Origin of the sequence: Streptomyces malaysiense (genome assembly GCF_000980885.2) — a bacterium.
GTDB lineage: Bacteria > Actinomycetota > Actinomycetes > Streptomycetales > Streptomycetaceae > Streptomyces > Streptomyces malaysiense.
Genome location: NZ_LBDA02000012.1, coordinates 354169 through 368043 on the forward strand (window position 1 = coordinate 354169; position 13875 = coordinate 368043).

Sequence of the window (13875 nt, forward strand, 5' to 3'; positions counted from 1 at the left end):
GGCCGAGCGCGTCGAAGACGTCCGGTACGACGCCGCCGAGAGCCGGAAGGCGACGAGCGAGCCTGCGGAGGCGACCCTGACGAAGGGTGAGGTCCCGCGCTTCGGGCGCGGGCCACGCGGCCTGGACGTCGCGGCACTGAACGGCGCTGCCGAACAGCGGCGTCGGGCCCTCGGCACGGAACCTTCACATCATGACCCGCACCACCCGGACAACCCCCGCCGCCGTACCCGCGTCTTGATCGACAACAGACCGACACACCCCGGTCCTCCCGGACGGGGCGTGTCTCCGACTCCCTATGCACGTTGTGTATACACGGCGTGCATAGAAAGGCATGTATGTACGGCAAGGCTTTCGCGCCCGAGTACCAGGGCGCCCTGACCACCCTGTCCGTGAACTCCTCTCTGACGGATGTACTGGCGGAAGGCATCGAGAAGCTGCGCGAGGCCGAGCGTTCCGGGCATCCGGCCGAGGCCGCCCGCTGCGGGCTCGCGGTAGCAGAGGCGCACCGGCGGCTCGGAAACGTGCGGGAAGCCGACCAGGCATGGAAGGCGAGCTACCGCACCGCTCGGGAGGCCGGTGACACCGGGGCGATGGCGTGGGCGCTGTGGAGCGGCGGCACCCTCGCCCGGCAGCGCGGGGCGTTCCCGCTGGCCTGGCGGCTGCTCGGACTCGCGGCCGAACTCGGCGAGCGGGCCGGTGACATCGTCTGCCGGGGCTACTCGCTGGCCGGACTCGCCGAGACCGGCCGTATCCAGGGCGACTACGAGGCGGTCGGCCGGCTGCACGAGCAGCTCCTGGCCGAGGCCCGCAGGCGCGGCGAGGCCCGGCACACGGTGTGGGCGCTGGAGGGCATCGCCCAGATGCACCGCAACACCGGGGACTACGACCGGGCGTACGAGCTGTTCGAGGAGGCGGCGGAGATAGCCGACCGGGCCGAGGACCGGCGCGGCCACGCCTGGGCGCTGCGCGGCCTTGCGGACATCCTCTCGGTACGCGACAAGGACACCGAGAAAGCACTGGAACTGCTGTCGCGGGCCGAGGCCGGCTGCCGCGCGATGAGCCTGTCCAGCGCGCTGGCCTACAACCACAAGATGCGAGGCAACGTCCTGTACCGGGCCGGACGTCACGAGGAGGCCCGGCAGATGTACGAGCTGGCGCTGACGGAATTCCGTGCGATGAGCGAGCCGCGCGGCGAGGCCCTCGCCCGCCTGGGCCTCGCCAAGTCGCTGGCGCGGCTCGGCCGGGACCGCGACGAGACGGCCGCCGAACTCGCCCGACTGGCAGGCTCCTTGGAGGGCAGCGGACTCAAGCACGTGCACCGGCTGGTGGTCCGCGCCCAGGAGGAGTTCGAACTCGACACGGAGGCCGTACGGTGACCGCGCTGAAGGCTCCGCCCGGCGCGCCCGAAGTCCTCGCCCGCTGCGCCGCGTTGGTGCGCCCGGCCCTGCGCCGGGCGGTGGGCCGGCTGCATCCGTGGACCGCCGAGATGGCCGCGTACTCCTTCGGCTGGTGCGAGGTGGGCGGCGCACCGGCCACCACACCGGGTGGCAAGGGCGTACGGCAGACGCTGGCGGTCCTCGGCGCTCGGGCGGCGGGTGCCGACGCGCGGGCCGGGATCCCGGCGGCGGTCGCGGTGGAACTGGTGCACACCTTCTCGCTGCTGCACGACGACATCATGGACGGCGACGCGACCCGGCGCCGCCGCCCGGCCGTGTGGAAGGCATACGGCACGGGCCCGGCGGTGCTCGCCGGTGACGCCCTGTTCGCGCTGGCCGTGGAGACCCTCGCCGCCGTGCCGCAGGGCGCCCGTGCCGTGCGGCTGCTGTCGGCGGCCCTCACCGACCTGGTGCGCGGACAGGCCGACGACCTGCTCTTCACCGGCCGGCCGTGGACCGGGCCGGACAGGGTGACGGTCGAGGAGTACCGGGCGATGGCGGAGGCCAAGACGGGTGCCCTGCTGGGCTGCGCCTGTGCGCTGGGCGCCCTGCTCGGGGGAGCGGACGAGGACACCACCGGCACGCTGGACCGGGCCGGGCGGCATCTCGGCATCGCCTTCCAGCTGGTCGACGACGTGCTCGGCATCTGGGGCGACCCCGCCGTCACGGGGAAGCCCGCGGGCGGCGACCTGCGGGAGCGCAAGAAGACCTACCCGGTGCTGGCCGCTCTGGACACCCCGGCGGCCCGCGCCCTGCCCGAGCTGCTGGACTCACCGGAGCGGGCCAAGGAGGCCGCCGAGCTGATCGAGACGGCCGGCGGCCGCACGGCGGCACTGACCGAGGCCCGCACGCACACGGCCACCGCCCGCACCCTCCTCGCGCGCGCACCGCTGGCCGCCGGAGCAGCGGAGGATCTCCTCACGCTGCTGGACTTCCTGGTCGGCCGCGAGTTGTAGGACCGCGCCCGCGGACCACGAGACGGAGAAGCGGTGACGGCGGACACCCGCGACGGCTGCGGGCCGCGGACCCGGTGCGACACCAGGGTCCGCGGCCGCGGGTCCCCTCAGGTCGTGCCGGTGCCCCGGTGCCGCGCGGTGGCCAGCCGTGCCTCGGCCTGGACCAGGAGGGTGTCCAGCATGACCGGATAGGCGCTGTGGTTCATCCGGTCCGCCAGCAGATGTGCGGTGGCGGCGATGTGCGGATGGGTCTCCGCGGGCAGTCGGGCGTACGTCGAGGTCCACATGTCCTCGTCCGCCTCCCTGACCTCGTCCTTGATGGCGAGTGCGCCCGCGTCCAGGGCGGCGAAGGCCAGCGCCAGGTCGATGAAGGCGTGGTACACGCCGACGGCGTCCGCGTCATCGAAGCCCGCCCCGCGCAGGATGCCGAGGATCGTCTCGTCGACCGCGATCTCGCGGGGCCGGCCGGTGACGCGGCTGGCCGTCAGCAGTGCGGCGTGCGGATGGGCGAGGTACGAGGCGTGCACGGCCAGGCCCAGGGCGCGCAGGTCGGCGCGCCACTTCCCGGTGGGCGTCCAGCTGTCCAGGGCCCGCCCCATCAGTTCCTCGCCGATCGCTCGGGTCAGGCCGTCCAGGCCGGCGAAGTAGCGGTACAGCGTGCTCGGGTCGGCCCCCAGAGCGGTGCCCAGGCGGCGGGCGGTCAGCCCGGAGGCTCCGTGCTCGTGGAGCATCCGCAGAGCCGTCCGCACGATCAGCCGCTCCGACAGCACGGTGCCCTGCCGGGTCGGCCGCCGCCTGCGCCGCTCCGCCTCCGGAACCACCTTCTTGGGCACCGTGTCACCGCCTCGCGTTCCTTATGCCAACGCCGTAGACCTTAACAAGCCGCCTCGTGTTCCATCGGGTCACCTCCCAGGGCTCCCGCCCACGGGACCGTCTCAACGAAATGGTGTGTGACATGCGCGTGCTTCTCGTCGGTGCGGGCGGAGTCGGAACCGCCGTCACCCGTATCGCGGCCCGTCGCGGCTTCCTGACCCACATGATCGTCGCCGACTACGACCTCGCCCGTGCCCGGACGGCCGTCGCCACGCTCGACGACCCGGACGGCCGCTTCAGCCCGTGCCGCCTGGACGCCTCCGACGAGGAAGCGGTGCACCGCCTCCTCGTCGCGGAACGCTGCGACGTCCTGCTCAACGCGACCGACCCGCGGTTCGTGATGCCGCTGTTCAACGCCGCGCTCGCCGCGGGCGCGCACTATCTGGACATGGCCATGTCGCTGTCCGTGCCGCACGCGACCGCCCCCTACGAGCGGTGCGGGGTGAAGCTCGGCGACGAGCAGTTCGCCCGCGCCGCGGACTGGGAGAACGCCGGCCGCCTCGCCCTCGTCGGGATGGGAGTGGAGCCGGGCCTGTCGGACGTCTTCGCCCGCTACGCCGCCGACGAACTCTTCGACGAGATCGAGGAACTCGGGGTCCGGGACGGCGCGAATCTCACCGTCGAGGGCTACGAGTTCGCACCCTCCTTCAGCATCTGGACGACCATCGAGGAGTGTCTCAACCCGCCCGTGGTCTACGAGAAGGACCGCGGCTGGTTCACCACGCCGCCGTTCAGCGAGCCGGAGGTCTTCGACTTCCCCGAGGGCATCGGTCCCGTCGAGTGCGTGAACGTCGAGCACGAGGAGGTGCTGCTGATGCCCCGCTGGGTGGACGCGCGCCGGGTGACGTTCAAGTACGGTCTCGGCGACGACTTCATCGCCAGGCTCAAGACCCTCCACGAGCTGGGACTCGACTCCACGGCGAAGGTCGCCGTCCCCGGCGCGGACGGACCGGTCGAGGTCTCGCCGCGCGACGTGGTCGCCGCCTGCCTGCCCGACCCGGCCACGCTCGGCGAGCGGATGAAGGGCAAGACCTGCGCGGGCACCTGGGTCAAGGGCACGAAGGACGGCGCCGCGCGCGAGGTGTACCTGTACCACGTGGTCGACAACGAGTGGTCGATGCGCGAGTACGGCTCCCAGGCCGTGGTCTGGCAGACGGCCGTCAACCCGGTGATCGCCCTTGAACTGATCGCGAGCGGTACGTGGAAGGGGAGCGGCGTCCTCGGCCCCGAGGCGCTCCCGCCCAGGCCGTTCCTCGACCTGCTGGCCGAGTACGGGGCGCCGTGGGGGCTGCGCGAGGAGCGCTGAGCCCCGTCCGCGGGCGGCGAAGGCGCCGGCACCGCGTGTGCCGTGCCGGCGCCCGGCCCGTGGTCGCCGGCCTGCTCGGGCCATGACCACGGCGCGGCCCCGGCCCCGGGCACGACTCCCCACCGTCCTCGTCGAGCGGCTCATCGAAGAGGAGAGCGAGGCACACCGGCAGACCCCCTGCCGGCCCCCGCCCTCCCCTCCATGCCGCAGGCGTCCCCGGTCGTGCTGCCGACTCCCCTCGAGTCCGCCGCGGGCAACCCGGGAGGTCCGCCCCGCCGCTCGCGGGGCAGACGGCCTTCGACCGTGGCCCGCCCCGGGTGTGACGTCGCCGCGAGGCGCTGACCATGGGAGTCCCGATGCCGACCGCCGTGCCGGAAAATATTCGCAGCACCGCGTGGCGACGTACGGGACGGGCCGGAACCGGAACTCACCGGCCCACGACCGAACCCGGGGCCCCGGCGCACGACCGCACCGCCTGACCCTTCCGCGCTCCGGCCCGTCCCGGCCGGAACACGACGCCCGACGGCGGCCGGAACCAGCAGGTATGCCCGGTGACTCACGGGTAACCCGTAGGTCATGATCCCGCAGACAGGTTCCCGCCGGCAGCCGCACACCGAGACAGGGAGGTAGGCCATGCTCTTCCTGGTCGTCGCGTTCGTCGTCCTCGCCATGGTCGTCGGGTCGGCCATGTACCTTCCGTGGCCCGTCACCCTGGTCGCGGCCTTGATCGTCCTGACCTGGCTCGCGGTGTTCGCCGTCAAGGAGCGGCATCGCCGGGCCGCGACGAGGGGGGCCTGAGCCATGCGTCTGACGGCACCCCCATCGGCGGCGACCGGCCGCCGCGACACCGAGGGCATGGCGGTGGCCTCCTTCGTGCTGGGACTCGTGGGCCTGCTGGTCCTCAATCTGGTACTCGGCCCCCTCGCCATCGTCCTCGCCTGTATCGCCCTCAAGCGGGACACACCACGTCGCTTCCGCGCCCGGTTGGGGCTCGGGCTCGGGATCGCCGACCTCGTCGTCTTCGCCGTCATCGTGTCGCTGCACGGCGGCATGTCCTGGCAGATCACCGGATGACGCCGACGGTGGCCGCGAGGACGGTCACCGCCACGAACGCGCAGCACCGGGACACGGCCGCGCCCGCACCGCCGGCATCCCTGCCCCTGTCCGGTGTTCCCGCTCGACCGTGCCCGTCCCCGCTCCGGCCACCACCGGTGGCCGACACCGTAGCCTGCCGTCTCCAACTCCCCCTGAGCGAGAACCACTCCGCCCCCGGCGTCGGTCGCAAGCGCCTGCGGGCCCCGGGAACGCCTGGCCGAGGTCCGGGTCACGGCAGGCGCCCGCCCCTGTCGGACCCTGCACCTAGGCTGACGGGAGATCGATCGAGGAGCGGGCAGTGCGAATAGAGCGTCACCGCCGCCGAGGAGCGGGAGGCCTTCGACGCCGCGCTGGCCGGCCTCCTGGCCGAGCACGCCACCCGGCACGGCGCGACGGCCTCCCCGAAGACCCTTCTCCCGCTGGTCCCCGTCGCCCTCGCCGCTCTCGCGTACCGGACGCTGGGCTGGGCACCCGCCGTCCGCAGCGGCTACCTCCCGCACGCCCTGATCACCGGCTTCGAGACGCGAGGACCGCGGGTCGGGGCGTTCGGCCGCGACCGGCGGCCGGACGCGGTCGCCGCGCTCGCCGCGGGTCCGCTGCTGGTGGAACGCCCGGCCTGCGAGCGGACCGTGCACCCGCAGACCGAGGCCATGTACGAGGAGGACGTCGAGAAGGCGTTCACCACCGACGACGGAGAGCCCCTCGCCGTCTGGCGCCTCGGCGGGGTCATGAACGACCAGGAGCGCCTGTTCAAGTGGCGTGCGGGAGATCCCGGCGATCTCACGGAGGTCCGGCTCGCGCCGCTGCGGCTGGCCTCCCGGGCGGGGGCCGCCCTGTTCCGCATCGCCCTGGCCGAGCCGGAATCCGAGGTCGAGGTGACCGTCGACGGCCGCACGCTGCGCTACCCGGCCACGCGCGCCGAGGAGGCCGGCGCCCACAACTGGCAGCGGGCCGTCGCCCTCGCCCTGATCACCGGAGCACGTGAGGACCCCGCCCCGCTGGTCCTCACCGGCCCCGCTTTCGCCCGTCCGGACGGTTCCGCCTGCAGCGCCTACCGCGAGGCACTGCACGCCTGCCTGACGGGCACCGAAGCCGAACCGGCCGTACGACGGGCGCTTCAGCAGACCGAGAAGGCCGCGGACACGGGCTTCACCACGCCGCCGACCGTGCTGTTGTCGCAGCTGGTGGAGGGCGACGAGGAGAGCTTCAACCTCGCCCTGGCCGACGCTCTCGAAGCCCACCGCGCCTACTACGCGGTCGCCGACCGCGGTGCCGCCCCGGACGCCTCCGTCGACCTGGACATTCTCGCCCTGGCCTGCCACGCCCGCCGCCGGGGCTGGGCCGTCCGCGTGGAGTCCGGCTACCTTCCTACGGGTCTCCTGCGGGCCGCCGAACCCTTCTGACGGAGGCGGCCCTCAGCCGGAGGCTGTCACGTCGACCACGCTCCCGTCAGGTCGGCCCGGCGGGGGACGGACCCGCGACGCGCTTCGGACGAGCGGGCTCACCCGGGCATTCGCCGGACGCTGAAGCGGCCCTCGTCCGATCATGTGCTCCGACCAGGGACGCACGCGACCACCGCGGATCCCGGTCCGTCGCCCGAGCGACCCGCAGGCCCGAAGTGAGGCCGAGCCCTTCCGGTGCCGAAAGGAGGGCGGCCCGGACGGCCGTGCCGTGCCGTCGTCCTCAAGGGAGATCGCCGGCGGGCTCGGTCGCGTATCGGCTCATCGCGTCGATGCCGGCCTGAGGCGTCAGCGGGCGGCCGTCGGCGAGTACGTCCTGGAGGTCCCGGAAGTACTGCACATACAGGTCGGGCGTGAACGTGCTGAGCATCACCGCGGGTTGGTCGGCCGGGTTGGCGAAGGTGTGCGGGGTACCGGGCGGAACCATCACGAGCGTGCCCGTGCCCGCGTCGTACTCCTCGTCCCCGACGGTGAACCGCACGGTCCCCGACAGGATGTAGAAGCCCTCGTCGTGTCGGGCGTGGCGGTGCTGCGGCGGCCCCTGGGTGTGCGGGGCGAGGACGGACTCGGCGATCGCGAGGCGGTGCCCGGTGTGGCTGCCGTCCTCCAGGACCCGCATGCGCGTGGTACCCAGCACGATCACCTCGCCCTCGCCGGGGCCCCGCACCGATACCGCGGGGTGGGGCCGCCGCTCGCTGGTCTTCGCTTCTTCGGTCATGCCCCGAGTCCACCGCCGGGACCCGAGAGCTGTCCAAGACCTGTCCTGCGGTGCCGATACCTCACCGGTATCGTTGCAGCGTGGAGCTACGGACCTTGCGCTACTTCGTGGCGGTCGCCGAGGAACTCCACTTCGGCCGGGCCGCCACCCGGCTGCACATGAGCCAGCCGCCTCTGAGCCGGGCGATCAAACAGCTGGAGTCCGATGTCGGGGCCCCGCTCTTCGACCGCTCGCCCGCCGGCGTGACGCTCACTTTGGTGGGCGCGGTGCTGCTCGGCGAGGCGCGGGCCCTGCTCGACCACGCCGACCGCGTCCGGGAGCGCGTGAGCGCGGCGGCCGGCGCCGCGACCATCACCATCGGCATCCTGGGCGACGGCACCGACCCCGGAGTGGCCAGGCTGGCCGCAGCCTACGGCCGGCACCACCCCGGCATCGACATCCGCATCCGTGACACCGATCTGACCGACCCCACCTGCGGGCTGAGCGCAGGACTGGTCGACATCGCGCTGACCCGGGCACCGTTCGACATGACCGCCCTGACGGTGCGCGCACTGCGGACCGATCCGGTCGGCGTGGTCCTGCGCGCCGACGATCCGCCGGCCCGCCACGACCGGCTGCCGCTGGCCGAACTGGGCGACCGCCGCTGGTTCCAGTTCCCGCGCGGCACCGACCCCGCCTGGCAGTCGTACTGGAACGGTGGCAGGCCGCGCGAGGGCCCAGTGGTGCGCACCGTCCAGGAATGCCTGCAAGCCGTGCTGTGGAACGGCACGGTCGGTCTGGCGCCACTCGGACACGAGCTGCCCGCGCAGCTGGCCGTGGTGCCGCTGACCGACATGCCGCCGAGCCGAGTGGTGGCGGTGTGGAACGAGGGTGACACCAACCCGTTGATCCGGTCCCTCGTCGAGATCGCGACGACCGCGTACCGCCGGTGAGCACCGGCGACCGGTGCTACCCGGCGCCGGCCGGGGGACGAGCACGAGGACGCGCGGCCCGGGGCGGGGTGGCCACCCCGGGCTTGCGACTTTCCGCTGCCGGTTACAGTCCGACCGGGTCGATGTAGGTACCCGGGTGGGTGGCGCCGTCCTGCTTGAGGATCTGACCGCCGAACGGCCACTTGAGGGTGAAGTGCGTCGTCTCGTTCGGCGGCGTGACGAGGAACTTCGCCGGGACGAACTTCTCCTTGTGCGCCGTGGACCTGGCCACGGGCAGCAGCGTGATGCTGAAGTCGACCGTGTCACCATGCTGGAGGGTCATCTTCGGGGGCTTCTTCGCGGAGCGCATCAGGGACCAGGTGCCGTCGGTCTTCTGGGCCCCGACCATGTCGACACCGGCGAAGCCGGCCATGGTGCAGGCGTGCTTGCTCTTGTTGGTGAACCAAATGTACGCCTGGGTCTGCTTCTTGGTCTGCCCCATCTCGGGCTTCGCGTCGCCCCCCGTGGCGAAGCCGGCCTTCAGGTCGGCGGTGTGGCAGCGGGTCGGCGCGGCGGGTGCGGCCGAGGCCGGAACGGCGGCAGCGGCGGTGCCGGCGACGACGACGGCTGCCAGCGCCACGGCGGTCAGCTTGCTCTTCATGAAGATTCGGTCCCCTTCGACTTCGAATCGGCGCGCGAGGTCAGTGCGCACCTGCACACCTGAAGATGCACGAAGACCGGGAAAGGTTCGGTGGGGGAAGACAGTCCTTCACGGCCGATGGGGGGAGCGCTTTGCCGCCGGCGTGCGGGCGGCGGATCCGGGGCGGCCGCTTCCCTGGCACGGCCACGGTCCGGCCGCGACGTCACGGCCCCGTCCGACCGCGGCTGTGGCCGCGGCCGCGGCCGCGTGAAGTCGTACACCGCCCAGTCGGTCACCGGTACGTATCCGAGCCGCTGGTACAGGGCGTTGCTCGTCGTGTTGGCCGCGTTCGTGAACAGGACCACGCTCTCGGCGCCCGCCGCCTGCGCCGCCCGGCTGACCTCCACCGTCACGGCCCCCGCGTAGCCGCGTCCCCGGAACCGGGCCGGGGTGTAGACGGGATCCACCTGGGCCACCCCGGCGAGCACCGGGTTCACCCCTGCCATGGAGACCGGCACGCCGCCGGGTGACTCCCAGAACGTGTACCGCTTGCGGGCGAACCGTGTGCCCGCCCAGGTACCGGCGTCGATGGTCACGTCCTCCTCGACGTCGGCCGCGAACTCCCGGCACCAGCTCATCAGCTGCTCCCGATCACCCTCGCCGACGAGCCGCCCCCGCCCCGCCGGAACCGGCCGCGGCGGTGTCAGTTCCCCGAGCCGGTACAGACACAGCCGCACCCGCACCGCCGCCCCCACCCCGGCGTGCCGCTGCCATGCCTTCGCGAACGCGGCCGCGGTGTCGCGGTCCGCGCTGACGTACGGCAACGAACATCCGAGGCCGGCGAGTCGGACGGCGAGAGCGCCGGCCTGCGCGGGGGAGAGGGGGGTGAGTCCGATGCCGCCGGAGGGCAGGTGGTAGAAGGTCCCACGGACCTCACCGGCCCGCTCCACCCACCCGAGGACGGGTGCGTGCGTCCTGTGCGCCGGGGTCCGCGTGTCGTTCACGGGGGTTTGTGCGCCGCTCGTGTCCGCTCGCCGCTCTCGCAGCCTCTGGAGCGCGGACAGAGTCACGATGTGCCGGACGGGTCGTGCGTGCAGGAATGTACCTGCCTGGTCGAGGAATTCGTCGACATCGTGGGTGTGGTGCCAGTCGTCCGCTCGCATGCTTCACCCTCTCCGACCGCCCCGCCGGGCGGGTAGACCTGATCCGGCGCCGGAGGCATGACGCGCGCCGAGGAATCCGCGCCGGACCTCGGGCCAGGACGTCAGCGGTTCGAGCGCGTCCAGGGCCGTGCGGTCTCGTGCCCCGGATGTATCCGTTTCCAGGTCCGGGATATCGTCGAAGTCATGTCGCCTCGGGAATGCTCTATAACGGACGCTTTGAGCCTTGTGGGGGAGCGTTGGGCTCTTCTTGTCGTGCGTGAACTCAGCCACGGTGTCCGGCGTTTCGGGGGGATCGCGAGAAACACGGGGGCGCCGAGGGACATTCTGACGACTCGGCTGCGCAAGTTGGAGGCCGTCGGCATCGTGCGCCGTGAGCTCTACAGTGAGCATCCTCCTCGCTACGAGTACCACTTGACCGAGGCGGGCGCGGAACTCAACGACGTGCTCCTGACGTTGATGGCGTGGGGCGACCGGCATCTGAACGCAGCGGACCCGCCGATGCGTTTCCAGCACACGTGCGGACACCGTTTCCAGGCGGCGGTTGTGTGCGCGCATTGCGGTGGTCCGGCCCGTGAGCAGCTCCACTCGCCCTCCGGTCGCGGCGTCATCACGGAACCGGCCTCCTGAGTCGTCTCCCTTGTCCGCGGGCCCGGTCGTCGGCCTGCTGGAGCAGCGGGCGGGAGGCCGGTGCGGGCGGCACCCCCCCGGACCGCCGGCTGGTCTCCCGGATGCCGGCGTCGGTGTCCGCGCCCGCTCCAGCTGCTCCCCCAGTGGGCCGGTGCCCACGTGCCCACGCCGCCCCTGGGCCGCCGGCCTCGGGGCGTAGGTGGTTCAGAGCTGTTCCATGACGAAGTCTTCCTTGCTCGCTCCGCATGCGGGGCATTCCCAGGTGTCGGGAATTTCCTCCCAAGGGGTGCCTGGTGCGATGCCTTCTTCGGGGAGGCCGAGGGCCTCGTAGTAGACCCAGCCGCACAGCAGGCACATCCATGCGCGTTTACCTGGGGTGTCGCTCATACGATTCCTTCACGGTGCAGGTTCGGGTGCGGGCCGTCTCCGGCGGCCAGGTGCTGTGCGGTGAACCGGGAGACGGCGGCGGCGGTGCCGTGGTTCATGAGGATGCCGGCGTGGCCGCCCGTCCGGTCGGCCAGGCGGGCGTTCCTCAGTCCGGCCGCCACCTTCTGGGCGTCGGTGTAGGGGACCATGGGGTCGTCGGGGTCGTGGAGGATCAACGTGGGGAGATCGAGTGAGGCGCCGAGACCGGTGAGGTCCCAGTGGCTGACGGGGACGCCGTTGCGGCGGTGCAGTTCGCCGTAGATGCCTTCGATCAGTGGCCGGGTGAGTCGTAGCCCGGCGCCGTCCCAGCGTTCGAGTACGTCGCCGAGGGTGGCGGGCGGCGCGATGAACACCGCGCACTGTGGTCTGTGGCCGGTGTGCGCGGCGATGGCGCCGATCGCGGCGATGGAGCCCAGGGAATGGGCGACGACCACGCGTACGTCCCCGAGGGTGTCGAGGACGGCGCCGACGGAGTGCGTGTACTGGGTCATGGTGGCCTGGTCACCCTTGCGGACCCCGTGTGCCGGTCCGTCGAACGCGGCGACGCGCAGGTCCAGTTCGCGCAGTGAGGGCACGAGGGAGTGCATGCTGCTGCTGTTCGCCGCCCACCCGTGCACCAGCAGGGCGCTGCCCTGGCCGCCGTCCTCGTTCCAGGTGAAGCCGTCGGTGACGTGGTCGTCGCCGTGGACGGTGAAGTGGGCGGCGCCGAGGGGCAGGACGTCGTCGGGGCGCAGTCCGTAGGTGCGGGTGCTGCTGAAGACGCTGGTGGCCCATCGTGCCGCCGCCCCGGGCGCGAGGGCGCCCAGGGCGGTGTGCGCGTGTCTGCGCAGCCGTCGGGTGGTCACTGGGCGCCCTCGGCGGTGCGTGCGGTGAGGTGGGGCTCGACCTTGTTGCGGGCGAGGTCGGCGTAGAAGCCCGACTCGGTGTCGTAGAAGTGAAGGTGGCGCACGATCTCCCACATCTGCCCGAAGGAGAAGCGGCGTTCGCGGACCATGCCGGGGTAGCGGGCTTTCAGCGTGGCTTGGGCCTTGGGGAGGTTGTAGTAGGGGACGACGGGGGCGACGTGGTGGGCGGTGTGGATGGAGATGTTGTGGGTGAGGAAGAGGAGCCAGCGCGGGTAGACGTAGTCGGTGGTGACCAGGAGGCGGCTGGCGTTGCGGGTCCAGTGTTCTGCGGTCAGGTAGGGGATGTCGCTGGCGCTGTGGTGCATGAGGGTGGTCGCGCTGAACCAGGCGTGGGTGGCGATCCAGGGGGCGACGAAGTAGATCAGGAGCCCGGTGAACCCGGTGAAGTACACCAGGACCGCGGCGTAGGGGAGGGCGACGGCGGCGACGAAGAGCATGGAGCGGCGGACTTCGCGTCGCTGGCCGGCCTTGGGGAAGAAGCCGGGGCGCAGGGCGGATTCGGCCCAGTAATTGATGGTGCCGCCCCAGAACGCCCAGGTGCGGGTGGAGACGTAGACGGTCTTGTCCCACAGGGACATCCGCTCGAACATGCCGGCGGGCACAGGCCGCCAGTCGGTGTCGAACTCAAGGTGGTTGGTGCTGCTGTGGTGCATGTTGTGGACGTGCCGCCAGGCGTGGAAGGGGTAGATCAGCGGCAGCAGCGAGATGTGCCCGACGGCGTAGTTGAACCTGCGTGAGCGGGAGAAGGAGCCGTGTCCGCAGTCGTGGGCGATGCAGTGCAGGCCCCATCCGCCGAGTCCGGCCACGATCCACAGCGGGATCCACAGCAGCCAGGTCGGTGAGTAGGCGATCCCCACCAGGGCGCCGGCGTAGAGGAGCCAGCTGACGGCGAAGCCGATCAGGCCTCTGCCGACGCGGGGTTCGAAGTATTCCTTGGGTATGGATCCGGCCAGGCGTTCGCCCTCGAGTTGCTGCGACTGGCGCAGAAACGCCTTGAAACTTTCCTCCGGTGCCGAAGGGAAGTCGAATGCCCCCATGTTCTCGTTCTCCTTTTCGACGTCAGAGCTTGAGTTCGGCGGTGAGGTAGGCGGTGAGTGCGTCGATGGACTGGTGTTCGTACAGCAGGCCGGGGGAGAGACGGCGTTCGATGACCTTCTCCAGGGCGCCGGAGACCTGCACGGCGACGCGTGAGTCGAGGCCGTAGGCCTCGAAGGTCTTGGAGGTGTCGATGTCCTCGCGGGGTATCTCGACGTGGACGACCAGGTAGTCGACCAGCCACTGACGCAGGGCCTGCTCGGTGAGAGGTCCCTGGGGACGCTTGATCTTCTTGCGGTTGAACATGCTTGTGCCTTTCCTCG

16 protein-coding genes and 1 pseudogene are annotated in these 13875 nt (G+C 71.8%); 9 read left to right on the top strand and 8 right to left on the bottom strand.

Going from position 1 to position 13875, the window contains the following annotated elements; translation table 11 throughout:
* Window positions 1–336: 336 nt before the first annotated feature.
* Window positions 337–1377 (top strand): tetratricopeptide repeat protein, encoded by a 1041-nt coding sequence (locus VT52_RS07290; RefSeq protein ID WP_046421816.1) that lies wholly within the window; start codon window positions 337–339, stop codon window positions 1375–1377.
* Window positions 1374–2393 carry a polyprenyl synthetase family protein gene (locus VT52_RS07295; protein WP_046421817.1) on the top strand — a complete coding sequence of 340 codons (1020 nt, stop codon included), beginning with the start codon at window positions 1374–1376 and terminating at the stop codon, window positions 2391–2393. The genes VT52_RS07290 and VT52_RS07295 overlap by 4 nt, the downstream gene beginning before the upstream one ends.
* A 107-nt stretch (window positions 2394–2500) precedes the next feature.
* Here the strand turns inward: VT52_RS07295 and VT52_RS07300 are convergent, their stop codons facing one another.
* Window positions 2501–3226 carry a TetR/AcrR family transcriptional regulator gene (locus VT52_RS07300; RefSeq protein WP_046421818.1) on the bottom strand — a complete coding sequence of 242 codons (726 nt, stop codon included), beginning with the start codon at window positions 3224–3226 and terminating at the stop codon, window positions 2501–2503.
* A 122-nt stretch (window positions 3227–3348) separates the two neighbouring features.
* On the opposite strand from VT52_RS07300, the gene VT52_RS07305 reads away from it, so the two are divergent.
* The 5 genes and pseudogenes from VT52_RS07305 (at window position 3349) to VT52_RS07315 (ending at window position 7070) form a co-directional block, all read left to right on the top strand.
* On the top strand, window positions 3349–4572 hold the full coding sequence (locus tag VT52_RS07305) for a saccharopine dehydrogenase family protein (RefSeq protein ID WP_046421819.1): 1224 nt from the start codon (window positions 3349–3351) through the stop codon (window positions 4570–4572).
* Window positions 4573–5205: 633 nt separating this feature from the next.
* Window positions 5206–5370 carry a hypothetical protein gene (locus VT52_RS37845; protein ID WP_046421820.1) on the top strand — a complete coding sequence of 55 codons (165 nt, stop codon included), beginning with the start codon at window positions 5206–5208 and terminating at the stop codon, window positions 5368–5370.
* A 3-nt stretch (window positions 5371–5373) separates the two neighbouring features.
* The gene (locus VT52_RS07310) at window positions 5374–5646 is read left to right on the top strand and encodes a hypothetical protein (protein WP_046421822.1); all 273 of its coding nucleotides are present in this window, start codon (window positions 5374–5376) and stop codon (window positions 5644–5646) included.
* A 353-nt stretch (window positions 5647–5999) separates the two neighbouring features.
* Window positions 6000–6161, top strand: a pseudogene (locus VT52_RS39370) (Imm49 family immunity protein); the annotation flags it as partial.
* 108 nt (window positions 6162–6269) lie between these two features.
* Window positions 6270–7070, top strand: a complete 801-nt coding sequence (locus VT52_RS07315; protein ID WP_240509668.1) for an immunity 49 family protein — start codon at window positions 6270–6272, stop codon at window positions 7068–7070.
* 280 nt (window positions 7071–7350) lie between these two features.
* Here the strand turns inward: VT52_RS07315 and VT52_RS07320 are convergent, their stop codons facing one another.
* Entirely contained in the window at window positions 7351–7845 is a 495-nt protein-coding gene (locus VT52_RS07320) for a cupin domain-containing protein (RefSeq protein WP_046421823.1), read from the bottom strand.
* An 80-nt stretch (window positions 7846–7925) separates the two neighbouring features.
* On the opposite strand from VT52_RS07320, the gene VT52_RS07325 reads away from it, so the two are divergent.
* Entirely contained in the window at window positions 7926–8777 is an 852-nt protein-coding gene (locus VT52_RS07325; protein ID WP_240509669.1) for a LysR family transcriptional regulator, read from the top strand.
* Window positions 8778–8880: 103 nt separating this feature from the next.
* Here the strand turns inward: VT52_RS07325 and VT52_RS07330 are convergent, their stop codons facing one another.
* Both VT52_RS07330 and VT52_RS07335 read right to left on the bottom strand, forming a co-directional pair.
* Window positions 8881–9417: a DUF4232 domain-containing protein gene (locus tag VT52_RS07330; RefSeq protein ID WP_046421825.1), complete on the bottom strand. Its 537-nt coding sequence runs from the start codon at window positions 9415–9417 to the stop codon at window positions 8881–8883.
* Window positions 9414–10400 (bottom strand): GNAT family N-acetyltransferase, encoded by a 987-nt coding sequence (locus VT52_RS07335; RefSeq protein ID WP_071387417.1) that lies wholly within the window; start codon window positions 10398–10400, stop codon window positions 9414–9416. The genes VT52_RS07330 and VT52_RS07335 overlap by 4 nt, the downstream gene beginning before the upstream one ends.
* A gap of 216 nt (window positions 10401–10616) precedes the next feature.
* On the opposite strand from VT52_RS07335, the gene VT52_RS07340 reads away from it, so the two are divergent.
* Complete coding sequence (locus tag VT52_RS07340; RefSeq protein WP_338059180.1) at window positions 10617–11186, top strand: winged helix-turn-helix transcriptional regulator; 570 nt, start codon at window positions 10617–10619, stop codon at window positions 11184–11186.
* Window positions 11187–11390: 204 nt separating this feature from the next.
* On the opposite strand, the gene VT52_RS07345 is transcribed toward VT52_RS07340, so the two are convergent.
* From VT52_RS07345 to VT52_RS07360, 4 genes are read right to left on the bottom strand one after another with little or no spacing between them, the layout of a single operon-like run.
* Window positions 11391–11573 (bottom strand): rubredoxin, encoded by a 183-nt coding sequence (locus VT52_RS07345; protein WP_046421826.1) that lies wholly within the window; start codon window positions 11571–11573, stop codon window positions 11391–11393.
* Complete coding sequence (locus VT52_RS07350) at window positions 11570–12457, bottom strand: alpha/beta fold hydrolase (RefSeq protein ID WP_046421827.1); 888 nt, start codon at window positions 12455–12457, stop codon at window positions 11570–11572. The genes VT52_RS07345 and VT52_RS07350 overlap by 4 nt, the downstream gene beginning before the upstream one ends.
* A complete protein-coding gene (locus VT52_RS07355; protein WP_046421829.1) occupies window positions 12454–13554 on the bottom strand; it encodes a fatty acid desaturase in 1101 nt (366 codons plus the stop codon). The genes VT52_RS07350 and VT52_RS07355 overlap by 4 nt, the downstream gene beginning before the upstream one ends.
* A 22-nt stretch (window positions 13555–13576) precedes the next feature.
* A complete protein-coding gene (locus VT52_RS07360) occupies window positions 13577–13858 on the bottom strand; it encodes an acyl carrier protein (protein ID WP_046421830.1) in 282 nt (93 codons plus the stop codon).
* Window positions 13859–13875: the final 17 nt, after the last annotated feature.